General features: G+C 71.3%; 18 protein-coding genes. 6 read left to right on the top strand and 12 right to left on the bottom strand.

Going from position 1 to position 17,218, the window contains the following annotated elements:
- Window positions 1-33 precede the first annotated feature (33 nt).
- Together exaC and EXU48_RS02575 are read right to left on the bottom strand one after the other, a co-directional pair.
- Complete coding sequence (gene exaC / locus EXU48_RS02580; RefSeq protein ID WP_133105986.1) at window positions 34-1,560, bottom strand: acetaldehyde dehydrogenase ExaC; 1,527 nt, start codon at window positions 1,558-1,560, stop codon at window positions 34-36.
- 217 nt (window positions 1,561-1,777) lie between these two features.
- Window positions 1,778-3,043: a GAF domain-containing protein gene (locus tag EXU48_RS02575; protein ID WP_235856797.1), complete on the bottom strand. Its 1,266-nt coding sequence runs from the start codon at window positions 3,041-3,043 to the stop codon at window positions 1,778-1,780.
- Window positions 3,044-3,154: 111 nt separating this feature from the next.
- On the opposite strand from EXU48_RS02575, the gene EXU48_RS02570 reads away from it, so the two are divergent.
- From EXU48_RS02570 to EXU48_RS02560, 3 genes are read left to right on the top strand one after another with little or no spacing between them, the layout of a single operon-like run.
- Window positions 3,155-3,931, top strand: a complete 777-nt coding sequence (locus tag EXU48_RS02570) for an alpha/beta fold hydrolase (RefSeq protein WP_165962660.1) — start codon at window positions 3,155-3,157, stop codon at window positions 3,929-3,931.
- Between the two features lie 49 nt (window positions 3,932-3,980).
- Complete coding sequence (locus EXU48_RS02565; protein ID WP_133105984.1) at window positions 3,981-4,553, top strand: GNAT family N-acetyltransferase; 573 nt, start codon at window positions 3,981-3,983, stop codon at window positions 4,551-4,553.
- Window positions 4,550-5,032 carry an HIT family protein gene (locus EXU48_RS02560; protein WP_235856796.1) on the top strand — a complete coding sequence of 161 codons (483 nt, stop codon included), beginning with the start codon at window positions 4,550-4,552 and terminating at the stop codon, window positions 5,030-5,032. Before EXU48_RS02565 ends, EXU48_RS02560 begins: the two co-directional genes overlap by 4 nt.
- A gap of 159 nt (window positions 5,033-5,191) precedes the next feature.
- Here EXU48_RS02560 and EXU48_RS25275 read toward each other — a convergent pair whose 3' ends face one another.
- Window positions 5,192-5,320 (bottom strand): hypothetical protein, encoded by a 129-nt coding sequence (locus EXU48_RS25275; protein WP_268958136.1) that lies wholly within the window; start codon window positions 5,318-5,320, stop codon window positions 5,192-5,194.
- 199 nt (window positions 5,321-5,519) lie between these two features.
- Between EXU48_RS25275 and EXU48_RS02555 the strand changes: the two genes are divergently transcribed.
- Complete coding sequence (locus EXU48_RS02555; RefSeq protein ID WP_133105982.1) at window positions 5,520-6,320, top strand: LppM family (lipo)protein; 801 nt, start codon at window positions 5,520-5,522, stop codon at window positions 6,318-6,320.
- A gap of 71 nt (window positions 6,321-6,391) precedes the next feature.
- On the opposite strand, the gene EXU48_RS02550 is transcribed toward EXU48_RS02555, so the two are convergent.
- The 6 genes from EXU48_RS02550 to EXU48_RS02525 form a co-directional block, all read right to left on the bottom strand.
- A complete protein-coding gene (locus EXU48_RS02550; protein ID WP_133105981.1) occupies window positions 6,392-7,957 on the bottom strand; it encodes a flotillin family protein in 1,566 nt (521 codons plus the stop codon).
- 96 nt (window positions 7,958-8,053) lie between these two features.
- Complete coding sequence (locus tag EXU48_RS02545; RefSeq protein WP_133105980.1) at window positions 8,054-8,578, bottom strand: NfeD family protein; 525 nt, start codon at window positions 8,576-8,578, stop codon at window positions 8,054-8,056.
- Window positions 8,579-8,699: 121 nt separating this feature from the next.
- On the bottom strand, window positions 8,700-10,151 hold the full coding sequence (locus EXU48_RS02540) for an amidase (RefSeq protein WP_133105979.1): 1,452 nt from the start codon (window positions 10,149-10,151) through the stop codon (window positions 8,700-8,702).
- A gap of 22 nt (window positions 10,152-10,173) precedes the next feature.
- Window positions 10,174-10,545, bottom strand: a complete 372-nt coding sequence (locus tag EXU48_RS02535; RefSeq protein WP_133105978.1) for a hypothetical protein — start codon at window positions 10,543-10,545, stop codon at window positions 10,174-10,176.
- A gap of 95 nt (window positions 10,546-10,640) precedes the next feature.
- Window positions 10,641-11,357: a hypothetical protein gene (locus EXU48_RS02530; protein WP_133105977.1), complete on the bottom strand. Its 717-nt coding sequence runs from the start codon at window positions 11,355-11,357 to the stop codon at window positions 10,641-10,643.
- Window positions 11,354-12,028 carry a hypothetical protein gene (locus tag EXU48_RS02525; protein WP_133105976.1) on the bottom strand — a complete coding sequence of 225 codons (675 nt, stop codon included), beginning with the start codon at window positions 12,026-12,028 and terminating at the stop codon, window positions 11,354-11,356. Before EXU48_RS02525 ends, EXU48_RS02530 begins: the two co-directional genes overlap by 4 nt.
- Window positions 12,029-12,106: 78 nt before the next feature.
- Here EXU48_RS02525 and tdh point away from each other — a divergent pair, with 78 nt between their 5' ends.
- Together tdh and EXU48_RS02515 are read left to right on the top strand one after the other, a co-directional pair.
- Window positions 12,107-13,159, top strand: a complete 1,053-nt coding sequence (gene tdh, locus EXU48_RS02520; protein ID WP_133105975.1) for an L-threonine 3-dehydrogenase — start codon at window positions 12,107-12,109, stop codon at window positions 13,157-13,159.
- 47 nt (window positions 13,160-13,206) lie between these two features.
- A complete protein-coding gene (locus EXU48_RS02515; protein WP_133105974.1) occupies window positions 13,207-14,421 on the top strand; it encodes a glycine C-acetyltransferase in 1,215 nt (404 codons plus the stop codon).
- Window positions 14,422-14,461: 40 nt separating this feature from the next.
- On the opposite strand, the gene EXU48_RS02510 is transcribed toward EXU48_RS02515, so the two are convergent.
- The 3 genes from EXU48_RS02510 to thpD all read right to left on the bottom strand — a co-directional run bounded on the left by EXU48_RS02510 (window position 14,462) and on the right by thpD (window position 17,124).
- On the bottom strand, window positions 14,462-15,766 hold the full coding sequence (locus EXU48_RS02510) for an RNA polymerase sigma factor (RefSeq protein WP_235856795.1): 1,305 nt from the start codon (window positions 15,764-15,766) through the stop codon (window positions 14,462-14,464).
- Window positions 15,753-16,145 carry a YciI family protein gene (locus EXU48_RS02505; RefSeq protein WP_133105973.1) on the bottom strand — a complete coding sequence of 131 codons (393 nt, stop codon included), beginning with the start codon at window positions 16,143-16,145 and terminating at the stop codon, window positions 15,753-15,755. The genes EXU48_RS02510 and EXU48_RS02505 overlap by 14 nt, the downstream gene beginning before the upstream one ends.
- A gap of 70 nt (window positions 16,146-16,215) precedes the next feature.
- Window positions 16,216-17,124 (bottom strand): ectoine hydroxylase, encoded by a 909-nt coding sequence (thpD, locus tag EXU48_RS02500; protein ID WP_133105972.1) that lies wholly within the window; start codon window positions 17,122-17,124, stop codon window positions 16,216-16,218.
- Window positions 17,125-17,218 lie beyond the last annotated feature (94 nt).

The raw sequence follows: 17,218 nt of genomic DNA, 5'->3' as shown, positions 1-17,218 counted from the left end.
CCGGTGCCCGGACGTGGGGCGCAGCGGGTCGACTCAGAAGAATCCGAGCTTGTTCTCGCTGTAGGACACCAGCAGGTTCTTCGTCTGCTGGTAGTGGTCGAGCATCATCTGGTGGTTCTCCCGCCCGATGCCCGAGTTCTTGTAGCCACCGAACGCGGCCCCCGCGGGGTAGGCGTGGTAGTTGTTCGTCCAGACCCGGCCGGCCTGGATATCCCGGCCGGCCCGGTAGGCGACGTTGCCGTTGCGGCTCCAGACGCCGGCGCCGAGGCCGTACAGGGTGTCGTTCGCTGTCGCGATCGCGTCGTCGTAGTCGGCGAACGAGGTCACCGACACCACCGGGCCGAAGATCTCCTCCTGGAAGATCCGCATCGAGTTCTTGCCCTCGAAGATCGTCGGCTGCACGTAGAAGCCACCGCTGAGGTCGCCGCCGAGGTCAGCGCGGCCGCCGCCGGTGAGCAGCTTCGCGCCCTCCGCCTTGCCGATGTCGATGTAGGAGAGGATCTTCTCGAGCTGGTCGTTGGAGGCCTGCGCCCCGATCATCGTGGTGGTGTCCAGGGGGTTGCCGGCGACGATCGCCTCGGTGCGTGCGATGGCGTCGCCGAGGAAGGAGTCGTAGATGGAGTCCTGGATCAGCGCTCGGGACGGGCAGGTGCAGACCTCGCCCTGGTTCAGCGCGAACAGCGTGAAGCCCTCGAGCGCCTTGTCGTAGTAGGGGTCGTCGGTCCGGGCGGCCACGTCCTCGAAGAACACGTTCGGGCTCTTGCCGCCGAGCTCGAGGGTGACCGGGATCAGGTTCTGGCTGGCGTACTGCATGATCAGCCGGCCGGTGGTGGTCTCGCCGGTGAACGCGATCTTCGCGATCCGCGGGTTGGACGCGAGCGGCTTGCCGGCCTCCGCGCCGAACCCGTTCACGACGTTGACGACGCCCTTCGGCAGGATGTCGCCGAGCAGTTCGATCAGGTACAGGATCGAGGTCGGGGTCTGCTCGGCCGGCTTGAGCACCACGGCGTTCCCGGCCGCGAGCGCCGGGGCGAGCTTCCACACGGCCATCAGGATCGGGAAGTTCCACGGGATGATCTGGCCGACCACGCCCAGGGGCTCCTTGAAGTGGTACGCGACCGTGTCGTTGTCGATCTGGGTGGCGTGCTCCTCCTGCGCCCGGATGGCCGCCGCGAAGTAGCGGAAGTGGTCGATCGCGAGCGGGATGTCCGCGGCCAGGGTCTCCCGGACCGGCTTGCCGTTCTCCCAGCTCTCGGCGACGGCGATCTTCTCGAGGTTCTCCTCCATCCGGTCCGCGATCGCGTTCAGCACCCCGGCGCGCTCGGCGGCGGTCGTCCTGTTCCAGGTCCTGGCCGCCGCGTGGGCGGCGTCGAGGGCCCTCTCGATGTCCTCGGCGCTGCCGCGGGCCACCTGCGTGAACGGTTGCCCGGTCACCGGTGTGACGTTCTCGAAGTATTCGCCCCCGGTGGGCGGCACGTACTCGCCACCGATCCAGTGGTCGTAGCGGTCGCGGTAGCTCATCAGGCTGCCCTCTCGACCGGGTGCGCTGTAGATGGTCACCCCTGCGCCTCCTTGCGTTCTGGTCGCCACCCGCCATCGGGTGGTCGTGTGAGCCACGTTACGAATCCGGGGGTTGCATCCACGTTGCAACCCGGCTGCCCTCGTGCTGCGCCGCTCATCGTCAATGGTGCGATTCCGACGCACCGGGTACCTCGGAACCACACCGCAACGGGTGATGCTGGGTGGGAGGGGCGCCGGCCGCACCCGCCCGGGTGGGTCAGGGACCGTACTCGAGGTCGAGAGTTGCCAGGCGCAGGTCCGCACGCAGGCGGGTGGCGCTGCCGGTCGGCGCGAGGTCCCGCAGACGCGCCCAGGCTTCCCAGTCGTCGCGCCCGAACGGGTCCGAGGTCCAGTGGTCCAGGGCAGCCAGGTCCGCGCTCGCGAGGACCGCGGCGCGGATCTCGTTCGTGAGGTCCGCGCGCAGGTCCTCCACGGCCGGGGCCACCGACGCGGGCAGCACGGGTCCGCCGTAGGCGGCCAGCGCCGCGGTCAGGTCCCCGGCGCGGACCGCGTCACGGACCTGTGCCACGTCGGAACGCACCGACGTGCGCAGTCGGTACGGGCCGCCGTCGCCCAGGAGTCCGGGCATCCCCCGGCGGAGCCGCGAGATCTCGGCGCGCACGGTGACCTCGGCGGTGTCCTCGAGGTACACGGCGGCAGCGAGCTCCGCGGCCCCGAGCGGCTCCGGGGTCTCGCTGAGCACGAGCAGGATCTCGCCGTGCCGGGCGGACAGGTCCGTCCACTCGTGCCCGCGGCGCAGGCCGGCCCGGCGTCGCCCGAGCACCCGCAGATCCGCCTCGCGGGCCTGCGCCGCCGGCAGCGGTGCCGCCCACAGTTCTGCCTCGATCGCGGCGACCGTGGCGCGGATCAGCGCCAACATGTGCGGCGCTGCCACGGAGGGGCCGCCGGTGATGTCCAGCAGGCCGAGAGTGCGCCCGGTGAGCGGGTCATGCACCGGCGCGGCGGTACAGCTCCACGGCTGGATCGGTGCGGCGAAGTGCTCGGCCCCGAACACCTGCACCTCGTGGTCCAGGGCCAGGGCGATCCCCGGTGCGCTCGTCCCAGTCGCGTTCTCAGCCCAGTTCGAGCCCTCGGCGAAGCCGATCCCCTCCAGGGCCGCCCTCGCCACCCGGTCGCCCTCGATCCAGAGCAACCGTCCCCGGGTGTCCCCGAGGGCGACGACCATCCCGTCGGAGCCGAGTCCGTCCAGCAATAGCCGGCGGATCACCGGTATCGCAAGGGAGAGCCGGTGCTCACGCCGATAACCGGCCAGGTCCGCCGCCGCGATGTCCGAGCGCGGGACCGACCGTTCCGGGTCGACGCCGGACTCCAGGGACCGACGCCAGGACTCCAGAACGAGCCGACGCACGCCCGGGGTCGGGGCTCCCGTGGTCAGGAACACCTCCCGAGCCAGGTGCAGATCCCGCTCGAGCGTGCGCGGGTCGGAGCCGCTCGGCCATGCGGCCCACGCGCTTCGATCCACGAGTCCACTTCCCTGCCCGGGCACCCTCACCCGATCGGCCCAGCGTAACCGGCGGCCCGTAGGATGACGGTCCCTGTGCCCGCACCGCCTCCCGTCTCGAGAAAGCCCGCGATGTCCGTTGCCACCCTCCCCGTGAAGGTCGATCGGGGCTCCGGACCGGCGCTCGTGCTGCTGCACGGACTCGGCAACAACCATGAGAGCTGGACGTACGTGCTCCGCGAGCTCGACGAAGCCTGCAACCGGATCCTCGCGCTGGACCTCCTCGGGTTCGGCGACGCCCCGAAACCCCGGGTCGACTACACGGTCGAGCAGCACGCGGACGCTGTCATCGCGACCCTGGACGGGCTGGGCGTGCGCGAGTCCGTGGTGGCCGGCCACTCGATGGGCTGCATCGTGGCCGGGGAGGTGGCCCGCAAGCGACCGGATCTGGTCACCCGACTGGTGCTGCTCGGGGCACCGACGTTCCGCCGCATCCGGCGCAACCGGCCGCGGTGGTTCGGCGCGCGGGCGGCCGAGGACCGCTACTCGGCGATCTTCAACCTGATCGCCGACAGCCCGGACCTGACCATCGCCGCCGCCAAGGGACTCGACGTCTTCGCGCCGCTGGTCAAGGGTATGGAGATCACCGAGGAGACCTGGCCCGCGTTCCGCTCCAGCCTGGAACACACGGTCATGCAGACCCGCACCTACCGCGACCTGACCAGACTGCGGGTGCCGACCCTGCTCGTCTACGGGCGCCTCGACGTCTTCGTGATCAAGCGGAACCTGAAGTCGATCGCGCGCCGAAACCGGCGCCACATCCGCTACCAGACCCTGCTCGGCCCGCACGAGATCACCCCGGTCCAGGGCCGGGCGATCGCCGAGCTGCTCCAGGAGCCCACCGGTTAGCAGCAGGTGGGGACACCTGGGGACGGGCGTGCTGCGGCAGTATGGGGGCATGGGTTCCACGTTCGATCGCCTCACCTGGCCGGTCCGGACCGACCGGCTGAGCATCCGGCCGGCCACTGCCACGGATGCCCCGAGCGCCTGGGCGTACCGTCGCCTCGGTGACGTGGCCCGCTGGATGACCACCCAGCACGCCGACAAGGAGGCCTTCACCGCGTCCTTCGTCGATCCGGGCCGTCTCGCCAGGACGCTGATGATCGAGCGTGACGGGCAGGTCATCGGCGACCTGATGCTCGCTCCCGAGGACGCCTGGGCCCAGACCGAGGTGGCCGCCGGAGCCAAGGAGACCCAGGCGGAGCTCGGCTGGAGCATGGACCCGGCCCACCAGGGCCACGGGTACGCCACCGAGGCCGTGACCGCGCTGATCCGGATCTGCTTCGACGGGCTCGGCCTGCGGCGGGTCACCGCGCTCTGCTTCGCGGACAACACGCCGTCCTGGCGGCTGATGGAACGGGTCGGCATGCGCCGCGAGAGTCACAGCGTGCGCGACTCGTTGCACCGCACCGGCGGCTGGATGGACGGCTACGGCTACGCCCTGCTGGCCGAGGAGTGGCACGCCCGGTGAGCGTCACGGGGACCGGGGCGGATCGACCCGTCGGCGCGCTGCCCGACCGCGACTGCCTGTTCTGCCGGATCGTGGCCGGCGCGGAGGCCGCGCACGTGGTCGCCCGCACCGAGGAGACGGTCGCCTTCCTCGACATCCGTCCCCTCTTCAAGGGGCACACCCTCGTGGTCCCGACCCGGCACGTGGTCACGTTGACAAACCTCCCGACGGCGTTGGCTGGGCCGTTCCTGACGGCCGTGCAGCGGGTCGCGGCCGCGGTGCCGGTCGCCCTCGGTGCGCAGGGCACCTTCGTGGCCGTGAACAACGTGGTCAGCCAGTCCGTCCCGCACCTGCACGCGCACGTGGTGCCGCGTACGAAGGGGGACGGGCTGCGGGGATTCTTCTGGCCGCGGACGACCTACGCCGACGACGGCGAGGCCGCGGCGTATGCGCGGACGTTGCGCGAGGCGGTGGCCGGCTCGGGCAGCACTGGGTCCTGAATGGCCCTGACCGGTGTGCGGGCGGGTGCGAACACGCACACGCCCGCACCGGGGCTCACTCAGGCGTCCTCCCGTGGGCCCGGCACGCGGGCGACCGGGTGGGTCGGGCTCACGAGCGCAGCGCCACCACCCCGATGGCGATCGTCGTGGCCGCGTCGATCACGCCGTCGCGGACACCATCGGGTGTGCCTCACTGCCGTCGGCGGAGGTCATGGCCCGGTAGATCGCCGCCACGAACCTGTCCGGGTACGGGCCGGAGGCCTGGAAGACTCCGATGTCGTGGTTCACCAGTTGCAGCGGTTCGGAGGTCAGCCGATGTCGAGCACGCAGGCGAGCGTCAAGGGCCCGATCAGAACGTGACCCGAGTCGCCGAGCCGAGTGCGACTCTCCTTGTTTTCGGCCACACGGCACGAGGGCCGATGGCACCTCCGGTACGGCGTGGCTTGCCGTGACTCGCTCACTCGCCCATGGGTGCCAGACTCGTACGGTGAAGAAGAACCTCCTGCGCCTGCTCGTGGCCCTCGGCGGCCTGGCCCTGCTGACGGGTTGCCTGAAGATCGACGGTGACATCCGCATCAACACCGACGACACCATCTCCGGCGAGGTCCTCGTGGCGTTCAGCACCGCGTGGGCGATCTCCCAGGGTGAGGATCCGGAGGGTCTGGTCGACACGATCGAGGACGAACTCACGGCGGCGCCGGACTCCGGGGTCACGGGCGAACGCTACGACGACGGTGAGTTCTCCGGGATGCAGCTGACGCTGACCGAGGTCCCGATCGACCGGGTCCGGTCCGCCACGTCCGACGTCCTGCGGATCGAGCGGGTCGGCGGCAACTATGAGGTGACCGGCGACTTCTCCGAGCTCGACCCGACGATCGGAGGCGAACTGCCCAGTGAGGTGCCGTGGTCGGTCCACCTCTCGGTGACGTTCCCGAACGGCGTGACCGAGCATGACGGCACCCTCTCCGGGGACACCGTCACCTGGGAACTGGGCCCGGGAAACACCTCGATGCACGCGGTGGGACCTGGCCCGCAGACCCCGTTCCTGCAGCGGGGCGGGTTCCTCGTGCTCGCGATCATCGTGATCGTGGTGGCAGCGGGGCTGTTGCTCTGGCGGTGGAGCCGGCGCCGACACCGCGCGGATGAGGCTGCCGGCCGGGAGCCGGGGTTCCGGGCCCGGCGTGCGGCCGCCCGGGAACCCGCCAGCACCGACGTGGAGAACATGTTCGGCGGTTCGGAGGAGTCCCGGACCGAGCCGGGGGCGGCGAAGCCCGACGACCGCACATAGACAGGGAAGGGGCGGGCACCGTGGTGGTGCCCGCCCCTCCGGTCAGCCCGTGATCGGCCCGTTCCGGCCGATCAGGCGGATCCGACGCCGTCCGTCTCCGGCTGAACCTGCCGAACGATGCCCCGCGAGGGCGCCTCGTCCGCCGGCTCCACGCCCTCCGGCGTGATCTTCACGGCGAACGACTCGAGGATCGCCTCGATGTCGATGCCGGTCGTGTTCTTCAGTAGTTCCATGGTCTGCACCATGTTGTCGGTGACCTGCTTCGGCAGCGCGCCGGCGCCGTCGGTCGAGACCACGGTCAGCTTGTCGATCGCGGCCATCGGGGCGGCGACCTCGTGGGCGATCTGCGGGAGCACCTCGACGAGCATCTGCAGCACGGCGGCGTCGTTGTAACGCGCGAACGCCTCCGCCCGCTTGTCCATCGCCTCGGCCTCGGCCTGACCCTTGGCGAGGATCGCGGCGGCCTCGGCCTCACCCTCGGCGCGGGTCGCCTCGGCCTCGGCCACACGGCGGGCCTTCTCGGCCTCACCGCGCTTGTGCCCCTCGATCGCCTCGGCCTCGGCCAGCGCGGACCGGCGGGACTGCTCACCGACACCGGTCAGGCGGTCCTTCTCGGCCTGGGCCTCGGCGGCGGCGATCGCGGCGGCCTTGTTGGCCTCGGCCTCGAAGATCTCCGCGTTCCGGTTCGCCTCGGCGGCCGTCTCGACGCGGTACCGCTCGGCGTCGGCCGGCTTGCGGACCTCCGTGTCGAGCTGACGCTCCTTCAGCGCGGCCTGCCGGACGGCGACCTTCTCCTGCTCGAGCAGGATGGCCTGGTCCCGGTCGGCCTGGGCGAGAGGGCCGGACGCGGCCGCCTGCGCCTGGGCGGCGTCGGTCTCGGAGCGGATCTCGGCCTGCTTCAGGGCCAGCGTCCGCTGCGCGATCGCGATCTCCTCCTCGGCCTTGATCCGAGCCTGTTCGGCCGCCTGGCGGGCCTCGGCCTCGGCCACGGACGCGATCCGCTGCAGCTTCGCGGACTCGGGCCGCCCGAGGTCGGCGAGGTAGGAGCCGTCGTCGGTGATGTCCTGGATCTGGAAGGTGTCCAGCACGAGCCCCTGACCGGTGAGGGAGGACTCGGACTCGTCGGCGACCCGCTGCGCGAACGCGGCACGGTCGCGGATGATCTGCTCCACCGACAGGGATCCCACGATCGACCGCAGCGAACCGGCGAGGGTCTCCTGCGTGAAGATGTCGATCTCGTCCTGCTGGGAGAGGAACCGCTGGGCGGCCGCCCGGATGGAGTCCTCGTTGCCGCCGACCTTCACGATCGCGACGCCGTCGAGGTTCAGCTTGATGCCCTGGCCGGAGACCGCGCCGCGGATCTGGACCATGATGCGGCGGCTGGACAGGTCAAGGATGTGGATCCGCTGCACGAACGGCCACACGAACACACCGCCACCCATGACGACCTTCTGGCCGGACAGGTCGGTGGAGATCTGGCCCGTCTCGGGGTTCTTGACCGCCTTGCCCTTACGGCCGGTGACGATGAACGCCTGGTCCGGCCCGGCGACCTTGTAGCGCGAGCTGATGAGGCCACCGATGAGCACGATCACCACCACGATGGCGATCACGAGAACGATGGGGGACGCCAAGTCCATACGAATCTTCCTTCTGGTCGTCTGCGGAGGCCCGGCGTATCTGCCCGCCCGGCCGGGTGGATGTCTCTGGTCGGAACTACGTGCGTGCTCGGGGAACTAGGGGTGCTGAGGGTAGGGGTAGGGGTTCGCGGGCAGGTCCGCCTCCACCATCACGGAGGTCGCGGACAGCACCCCGGTGATCGTGACCGAGGCCCCGGACGGGACCGGCCCCGCGGACCGGGCGTTCAGGCGGGTGATGTGCCCCGAGGCGACCATGGTGATCTCGCCGTACCCTCCGTCCGGGATGGCGGTGACCACCGAGGCCTTCGACCCCACGAGGTCGCCGGTGCGCACGTTCGCCTCGTCGCCACCCTCCCGGAGCTTGAGGGTGGCCCAGCCGGTCAGGGCACCGACGACACCGCCGGAGAGCAGGCCGAACAGGATGGCCAGTCCGACCGAGTCGGTCAGGCTGAGCGTGAGCGCGCCGGCGAAGCCGAACACCCCGAGGAACCCGGCCAGCGCGGCACCCGAGAACAGGTCCCCGCCGATCCCCTCGAAGAGCCCGTCCAGGACCTCGCCGAGGAGGAGGGAGACCACGAGCAGGGCGATACCGACCCCGCCGATGATCAGGAATACGAGCATGTGCGCTGCCTTGGGTTCTGGAGGATGCTTTGGACGGAGTTTACCCAGGAATGGGAATCGCCCGAGCGCGTGGGCATGGGCACTCCTGCCCGACGGCGGAGGGCGGGTTCGGCGGTCGGGTTCAGCCGGTCGGTGGTCGCCGGTCCAGCCACGGCTCGGCGCGCTCGATCGTCGCCGCGAGCGCGAGCAGGAGGTCCTCGCGTCCCGTGCGCGCGCCGAGCGTGACGCCGAAGGGCAGCACCGGCCCGCCGGGCAGATCCGGCACAGCCGGCGCCCAGTGCAGCGGCACCGAGATCGCCGGCGCCCCGATGATGTTCCACGTGCTGGTCCACGGGGTGAAGGCCATCTGGGCCTCGAAGTCCGCAGCCGGGTCGTCGTCGATGCGGGAGGTACCGACCACCTCGGCGGGCTGCGCCAGGGACGGCATCAGGATGACGTCGAAGTCCGCCCAGGCGCGGGCCGCGTCCCGGGTGAGCCGTTGGCCGGCGCTGACCGCGTTCGCGTAGGTGATGCCGTCGACGCCGCGGCCGCGCTCGCGCATCCACCGGCTCAGCGGGACGAGCAGGTGCTCGCGGTCCGGCGGGATCGGCGCGCTCGCCGCGAGCACCGACCACAGGTCCCGGAACGGCTCCCAGGCCTCGGCCGGGAACGGCACCGGTGCGGTGTCGGTGTGGTGGCCCAGCCCTTCGAGGACCCGGACGGCATGGTCGACGGCGCGCAGCGCCTCGGCGTGCACGGGGGCGTCCGGCGCGATGATCGGCCGGGTGAGGACACCGACCCGCACCGGTCCCGGGTCGGTGTCGCAGGCCGCGAGGAAGCCGCCCTGAGGCAACGGCAGCGAGTAGGTGTCGCCGGGCCACCCGACGGAGAGGACGTCAAGGGCCGCGGCGGTGTCCCGCACGTCCCGGGTGAGCACCCCGCTGGTGCCGAGCCCCGGGCCGGCCACGCCGTGGGGTCCGGTGCTGATCCGGCCCCGGCTGGGTTTCAGGCCGACCAACCCGCAGGCCGCCGCCGGAATACGGATCGAGCCACCGCCGTCGGAGGCTTGCGCGATCGGCACGATCCGGGAGGCGACCGCCGCGGCCGCACCGCCCGAGGACCCACCCGCGTTGCGGGTCAGGTCCCACGGCGTGCGCGCCGGCGGCGCGATGTCCGACTCGGTGTAGCTGGGCAGGCCGATCTCGGGGGTGTTCGTCTTGCCGACCATGACGGTGCCGGCCTCGCGCAGGCGGATGACGACGCCGTCGTCGACGTCCGGGACGTACCCGGCGAGAGCGGCGCTGCCGAAACTGGTCGGTACCCCGGCCACCAGGTTCAGGTCCTTGATCGGGCACGGCACCCCGAGCAGCGGCGGGAGCGACGCGGGATCGTCGCCGTGCTCGGCCAGGAGCGACTGCGCCGCCCGCGCCTGCTCGCCGGCGAGGTCCGGCGTGCGGGTGATGAACGCCCCGACCCTCTCGTCGAGGGCCGAGATCCGGTCGAGGGTGTGGTCGAGGACGTCGATGGGGGACGTCTGGCCGGACCGGATGGCGGCGGCCAGCTCGAGCGCGGTCAGGTCATGCAGGTCGGCCATGGCCCGAGCGTATCGGGGACCCCTACAGCGGCGGGTACCCGTGGGGCGGCGGGCCCGGGTTCGGCGCCCGGTCGCCGTACACGCTGCGGGCCTGGGCCCGGATCGCCCACATGATGCCGCCGCCGATGCTCATGCCGAGCCCGGTGAGCCCGAGCATGAGCGCGGCCGGGATCACAAAGGCGGCGCCGGAGATCCCGAGCCACCAGTAGAACTCGGTCTCGCCGACGGTGGGGAGGTTCGCGAACGCGAACACCAGCAGCGCCACGATCACGATCGTGAGGACCAGGCAGCCGATCCCGATGAAGGTGACCAGCTTCGGGCCCGTGGTCGAGGTGTTCGGCGGGGGCGGGAGGTAGGGCTCCGGGGAGTAGGGGCCCGGCCAGGGCTGGGACATGGGCCGAACCTACCCGTGCCGTCGGTCCGACGCACGGATCGCCGTGGTGAGGTCTGCCCGTCTCCGGGTCGCGCCCGTTCCGGCGTGCGGCCGGGTCAGCGACCGGGCGGCGGGTACTGGCCGTTGGGCGGGTACTGGCCGGGCTGCGGGTACTGGCCCGGGTACCCGCCGGGTCCGCCACCGGCGCCGAAGGAGCGCCGGGCCCGCGAGTGGATGTGCCACCACACCGCCCCTCCGACGATCATGGCCACCCCGGCGACGCCGAGGCCGAGCGCGAGGAAGACCCCGAAGATGGTGCCGAAGATGCCGCCGATGAAGCCTGGTAGTTCATCGCCCTCGGCGACGACCACGGTGGCCCAGGCTGTGGCCGCGGGATTGTCGAGCGGGGGCACGACGATCGCGTAGGCGCCGGCGGCAGCGGTCGTGAAGACGTCGATGGAACGCGCGCTGACCCCGTTGTTGTCGACGGTCGTGGACGGCCCGATCGTCGATGTGGCGGGTCGACCGTCCGGTCCGGTCACGGTGATCGCGTCACCGAGCGCAACAGCCTGCGCGTTGCTCGGGTGGGCGAGCAGGATCGTGTAGGTGGTGTCCGCCTCGAGCTCGAGGGTCAGGGTGCCGGGGACGTCGGTGCCGCCGACCGCTTCCGGCCCGGGAACACCGTCGGCGCCGACGAGTCCCACCGGCAGCACCGACAGGAACAGCCGCACCACGAGGACGGCCACCACGATCGCCGCAACCAGCACGAGCGCGCCGGCCGCCGTCAGGATGACGGGACCGCGCAGGGACGTCCTGGTCGGTGGGGTGCTCATGATCTCAAGCGCAGGTGGCTGGCCCGCCGGCCGGCGGCGGCCCGTTGGCTCCACCAGATCCCGCCTCCGACGCCCATGGCGAACCCGATCGCACCCAGACCGATCGCGGCCGGGACCGCGATCGCGGCGAAGACGACCTGGCCGAGGCCGTCGTAGTCGCCGGGGACGGCCCGTACCAGGACCGTGGCCGCCGAGCCGTCGAGGGTCGCCGGGACCTCGATGCGGTACTCGCCGGTGGTGCTCGGGTGGAAGACCCCCAGGAACTCGGCGCTGACGCCACCCTCGCTGGTCTCGCCAACGGCGAGGGACTCGAGCTCGAGGACCTCTCCGCTCGGCGCATGGACGAGGACCCGGCCGGCCAGTTCGGGCACCGGATCGCCGGTGGGATGGGTGAGGTAGACGGCATGGTCGGCGCTCGAGGAGACCTCCACGACGCCCTCGCCGGGAACGTCGACGACGACCGCGACGGTGGGCCCGGGCGAACCGTCGGGGCTCAGCACCGACTGGTCCCAGTTGAAGGCGAAGACCACGATGGCGACGAGCGCGGTCGCCGCCACGACGAGGCCGATCCCTACGAACGTGAGGATCCTGGGTCCCTTGGTCGACGTCTTCACGACCGGCGGCGGGTGGGCCCCCGGAACACCCGGCCCGCCGGCTCCCTGATACGTCACGACTCGAATCTATCGGACCCGGCGCCCCTGTTACCGTTCCACCATCCGAGACGACCGATGCGAAGGGATCAGCCGCTGATGAAGGCGCTGCTCAAGGCCGGACCGCACGCAGGACTGGACCTGGTGGACGCGCCCGAGCCCGAGCCGGGCTCCCGGGACGTGAAGATCCGGGTGCTGACGACCGGGATCTGCGGCACCGACCTGCACATCCTGAACTGGGACGCCTGGGCCGCGGCCACCGTCGCCGCGCCGATCGTCCCCGGGCACGAGTTCTACGGTGAGGTGGTCGAGGTCGGCGCTGACGTGCGCGAGGTCCGCCCCGGGGACCGGGTCTCCGGCGAGGGGCACGTGGTGTGCGGGATCTGCCGGAACTGCCGGGCCGGTCGGCGCCAGTTGTGCATCCACACGGCCGGCGTCGGGGTGCAGCGCGACGGCGCGTTCGCCCAGTACGTGGTGATCCCCGAGGAGAACGTCTGGGTGCACCCGGGACCGGAGGTGATCGGGCCCGACCTCGGCGCGATCTTCGACCCGTTCGGCAACGCGGTGCACACGGCCCTGAAGTTCTCGGTGGTCGGCGAGGACGTGCTGATCACCGGGGCCGGCCCGATCGGGCTGATGGCCGCGGCGGTGGTGCGGCACGTGGGGGCTCGGTACATCGCGATCACCGACGTGTCCGAGCCCCGCCTCGAGCTGGCCCGGCACATGGGCGTGGACCTGGCCGTCAACGTCGCGACCACACCGATCGCCGACGCCCAGCGCCAGCTGCGCCTGAAGGAGGGCTTCGACGTGGGGCTGGAGATGTCCGGTCACGCGCAGGCGCTGCCGGAGATGATCCGGAACATGAACCACGGTGGCCGGATCGCGATGCTCGGGCTGCCGAGCACCCCGATCGACATCGACTGGTCCATCGTGGTCACCCACATGCTCACCCTGCAGGGCATCTATGGCCGGGAGATGTTCGAGACCTGGAACATGATGGCCGCGATGCTGTCCTCGAGCCCGTGGTTGCACAACGCCATCTCGAGCGTGATCACCGATCGGCTCCCGGCCACCGAGTGGGAGCGCGGCTTCGAGACCGCCGCCGCCGGCACGTCCGGCAAGGTCGTGCTCGACTGGACCGTGTTCGACTAGGCGACCGGGCGCACCGGCACGCAGACGCAGGAGCAACAGGAGGATAGATGTTCACGTTCGCCGATGACCTGGCCGGTGAGCTCGCCGAGCTGCGCGAGGGAGGCCTGTACAAGCAGGAACGGGAGATCTCCAGCCCGCAGGCGGCGCACATCAGCGCCGCCGCCGGCGGGCCGCCGCGCGAGGTCCTGAACTTCTGCGCGAACAACTACCTCGGCCTGGCCGACCACCCGGCGATCATCGCGGCCGCGAAGCAGGCGCTGGACGATCGAGGCTTCGGGATGGCCTCGGTGCGGTTCATCTGCGGCACCCAGGACACCCACCTCACCCTGGAGCGCCGGGTCTCGGAGTTCCTCGGCACCGAGGCCACGATCCTGTTCTCCTCCTGCTTCGACGCCAACGGCGGCGTGTTCGAGTCGCTGTTCGGGCCCGAGGACGCGATCATCTCGGACGAGTTGAACCACGCCTCGATCATCGACGGGATCCGCCTGTCCAAGGCCGTGCGCTACCGCTACCGCAACCGCGACCTGGCCGACCTCGAGGCCCAGCTGCGGGCGGCCGGGGCCCAGGGCGGGCCGGGCCGGGCGGGTGCCCGCCGGACCGTCATCGTGACCGACGGGGTGTTCTCCATGGACGGCTACCTGGCCCCGCTGGCGGCGATCTGCGACCTCGCCGACGCCTACGGCGCGCTGGTCATGGTCGACGACTCCCACGCCGTCGGGTTCATGGGCGACACCGGCGCCGGCACCCCCGAGCACGCGGGCGTGGGAGGGCGGATCGACATCTACACGGGCACGTTCGGCAAGGCCCTCGGCGGCGCGTCCGGCGGGTACGTCTCCGGCCGCGCCGAGATCGTCGACCTGCTCCGCCAGCGCGCCCGTCCGTACCTGTTCTCGAACTCGCTGGCGCCGTCGATCGTGGCGGCGACGCTGCGGGCCCTGGACCTGGTCGCCGGCAGCGCCGACCTGCGGACGCAGTTGTTCGCCAATGCCGAGGCGTTCCGACGCCGGATGACCGAGGAGGGCTTCGACCTCCTCGACGGCGAGCACCCGATCGTGCCGGTCATGTTCGGCGACGCCGCGCTGGCCGGCCGGGTCGCCGCCGAGATGCTGGAGCACGGCGTCTACGTCACCGCGTTCAGCTTCCCGGTGGTGCCGCGCGGGCGGGCCCGGATCCGGGTGCAGCTCTCGGCGGCGCACACCCCCGAGGACGTCGAGGCGTGCGTGGCCGCGTTCGTCGCCGCCCGCGCCGCCGTGACGGACTGAACCCGCCGCCACTCGCCGGCCCGCGCCCCGCCCGGCTGGATCAGGCCAAACGTTCCGCGCGCGCGTTCAGGTACCGCTGCTCCGGGACGCTCGTGCTCAACCGGGCGGCGGTGAGGTACTCCTCCCGTGCGGCCGGGTCCCCGACCATCTCCAGCAGGTGCGCCCGCACGGCGTGGATCCGGTGGCCGCGGGCCAGGGCCGGCTCCTCGCGCAGCGGCTCGAGCACCTCCAGGCCGGCGGCAGGCCCGTGGGCCATCCCGACGGCGACGGCCAGGTTCAGCCGGACCGTCGGGCTCGGGGCGATCCCGTCGAGCATCCGGTAGAGGACGGTGATCTGCAGCCAGTCCGTGTCCGCCCAGGTCGGTGCCTCGGCGTGCACTGCCGCGATGGCGGCCTGCAGTTGGTAGGGGCCGACCCTCGCGTGCGGCAGCAGGACCTCCAGGATCGACGTCGCCTCGGCGATCATGGCGCGGTCCCAGAGCGCACGGTCCTGGTGCTCGAGCGGCACCAGGTCCCCGGCGGCGTCCGCGCGCGCGGCTGCCCGCGCCTGGGTGAGCAGCATCAGCGCGAGCAGCCCGGACGTCTCGGCGTGGTCCGGCACCATCGTCCGTAGCTCCCGGGTCAGCCGGATCGCCTCGCGCGCGAGGGGCACATCCATGAGCCGCTCACCCCCGCTGGCGGTGTAGCCCTCGTTGAAGATCAGGTAGAGCACCTGCCCGACGGCGGTGAGCCGGTCCGGCAGGTCGCTCGCCGAGGGCGGTGCGAACCTGGCGCCGGCCGGTGAGAGCCCCGAGAGGGTCGCCTTCGCGCGGGTGATCCGCTGGCCCATGGTGGCCGAGGGCACCAGGAAGGCGGACGCGATCTGGGTGGTGGTGAGCCCACCGACCGCCCGCAGGGTGAGGGCGACCTGCGCGGCGGGGGTCAGGGCCGGGTGCGCGCACAGCAGGAGCAGGTTCAGGGTGTCGTCGGCAGACTCGGCACTGTCGTCGGCCTCGATGGCTCCGGCCGGTCCGGCCGGTCCGGCCGGTCCGGCCGGTCCGACACTGTCGGCGGCCGGGGCGTGGTCGGTGTCGACGCGGTCCCGCACGGCCACGCGCAGTTCACGGGCCGTGCGGGCGTGCTCTGACCGGCGGGCGTCGATCAGCCGGCGGGAGGCCACCCGCAGCAGCCAGCCACGCGGGTTGTCCGGGCCGGTGCCGGGCGGCCACTGCTGCGACGCCGCCAGGAGGGCCTCCTGGACGGCGTCCTCACCGGCCCCGAAGTCTCCGTAGCGGCGGACCAGCGCCCCGAGGACGTGCGGCACCTCCCGGCGCCACACGTCCTCGAACGGGTCACTGATCGTCACCGCCGGGCCACATCGCGGGCCGGAGCTCGACGGTCTCGCCGGGCCCGGAGAACTTCGCGGTGATCTCCTCGGCCCGGGCCTGGTCCGCGACGTCGATCAGGAAGAACCCCGCGAGGTGCTCCTTGAACTCCGAGTACGGGCCGTCCGTGACCACCGCTTCGCCCGCCTTCCACCGGAACAGTCGCGACGTGTTCGGGTCCGCGAGCGCCTCACCGTGGACGAGTTCCCCGGACTCCTGCATCTGCGTGAGCACGGCCTCGAACTCGGCGTTCATCTGCTCACGCTGCTCGGGTGACTGCGTCTGCTGCTCGGCGATGAAGTCGCTGGTCGGGTGGCCCCACGGCTGCGGGTTGGAGTGGATCAGGATGACGTACTTCATGGCATCTCCTTCGTCTGCAGGCCCCGGTTCGGGTCCGTCACAGGAGACGTCGGAGCCACGAGGAGTATTTCTACACCCGTCCAGCCGGAGTGAAGTCGGTCGATCCGGCGAACTCCGGGCGCGGCTTCGACGCGGAGAACGGCTCCTCGAGGGTGTTCTCCACCGAGTTGTAGACGATGAACACGTTCGATCGCGGCATCGGCGTCACGTTGCCGTTGGACGCGTGCATGCAGTTGCTGTCGAACATCACCGCCCCACCGGCGGCACCCTCGAGCACGTCGATGCCGTAGCGGTCGTAGAAGTCCCGCAGGACCTCCTTGCTCGGGGTGCCCGCGCCCTGCATGACCAGCGACTTGCGGTAGTTGTCCTCCGGGGTCGCGCCGTCGCACGAGATGTACTCCTGGTGCGACCCGGGCATGATCATCAGCGGGCCGTTGTAGGAGTAGTTGTCCGTCATCGCGATCGAGATGCTCACGGCACGCAGCCGCGGCATGCCGTCCTCGGCGTGCCAGGTCTCGAAGTCCGAGTGCCACATGAACTCCTTGCCCTCGAAGCCGGGCTTGAAGTTCACCCGCGACTGGTGGATGTAGACCTCCGAGCCCAGCAGCTGCCGGGCCCGGTCCACCACGCGGGGGTCGTTCGCGATCTTCTTGAACACCGGGCTGATCCGGTGCACGTCGAAGACCGAGCGGACCTCCTGGCTGCTCGACTCGATGACGCACCGCTCGTCCGCCCGGACCTCCGGGTCGCTGGAGAGGCGCTCGAGCTCGCGGTGGAACTCGGCGACCTCCTCGTCCGAGACCAGCCGGTCGATCGACAGGTACCCCTTGGCGTCGTAGCCGTCGAGGGTGGCCTGGTCCATCGGACCCTCTGCGGCCGTCCCCCAGACCACCGGGTCCTTACGGGGCATGACCTTGACCTCACCGTTGTTCCGGGTGGGGTAGGCGTCGATTCTGTTCTGCACGTCTGTGGCAGTCATCGGTCTTCTCCTATCCGTTGAGTTGTGATTCGCGGTTCTCACCGCCTGGATGCCAGGCGCACCGCCCCCAGCACCCACCCCACTCCTACCCCGG

Source organism: Occultella glacieicola, from assembly GCF_004353825.1.
Classification (GTDB): domain Bacteria; phylum Actinomycetota; class Actinomycetes; order Actinomycetales; family Beutenbergiaceae; genus Occultella; species Occultella glacieicola.
Note: the sequence above shows the minus strand (reverse complement) of the source record. Positions and strands in the feature narration are given on the sequence as shown.

Coding starts and splice junctions, on each gene's coding strand:
- thpD (WP_133105972.1), bottom strand. CDS start 17,124: ATGACTGCCACAGACGTGCAGAACAGAATCGACGCCTACCCCACCCGG.
- EXU48_RS02535 (WP_133105978.1), bottom strand. CDS start 10,545: ATGTCCCAGCCCTGGCCGGGCCCCTACTCCCCGGAGCCCTACCTCCCG.
- EXU48_RS02565 (WP_133105984.1), top strand. CDS start 3,981: ATGGGTTCCACGTTCGATCGCCTCACCTGGCCGGTCCGGACCGACCGG.
- tdh (WP_133105975.1), top strand. CDS start 12,107: ATGAAGGCGCTGCTCAAGGCCGGACCGCACGCAGGACTGGACCTGGTG.
- EXU48_RS02550 (WP_133105981.1), bottom strand. CDS start 7,957: ATGGACTTGGCGTCCCCCATCGTTCTCGTGATCGCCATCGTGGTGGTG.
- EXU48_RS02515 (WP_133105974.1), top strand. CDS start 13,207: ATGTTCACGTTCGCCGATGACCTGGCCGGTGAGCTCGCCGAGCTGCGC.
- EXU48_RS02530 (WP_133105977.1), bottom strand. CDS start 11,357: ATGAGCACCCCACCGACCAGGACGTCCCTGCGCGGTCCCGTCATCCTG.
- EXU48_RS02545 (WP_133105980.1), bottom strand. CDS start 8,578: ATGCTCGTATTCCTGATCATCGGCGGGGTCGGTATCGCCCTGCTCGTG.
- EXU48_RS02540 (WP_133105979.1), bottom strand. CDS start 10,151: ATGGCCGACCTGCATGACCTGACCGCGCTCGAGCTGGCCGCCGCCATC.
- EXU48_RS02505 (WP_133105973.1), bottom strand. CDS start 16,145: ATGAAGTACGTCATCCTGATCCACTCCAACCCGCAGCCGTGGGGCCAC.
- EXU48_RS02570 (WP_165962660.1), top strand. CDS start 3,155: ATGTCCGTTGCCACCCTCCCCGTGAAGGTCGATCGGGGCTCCGGACCG.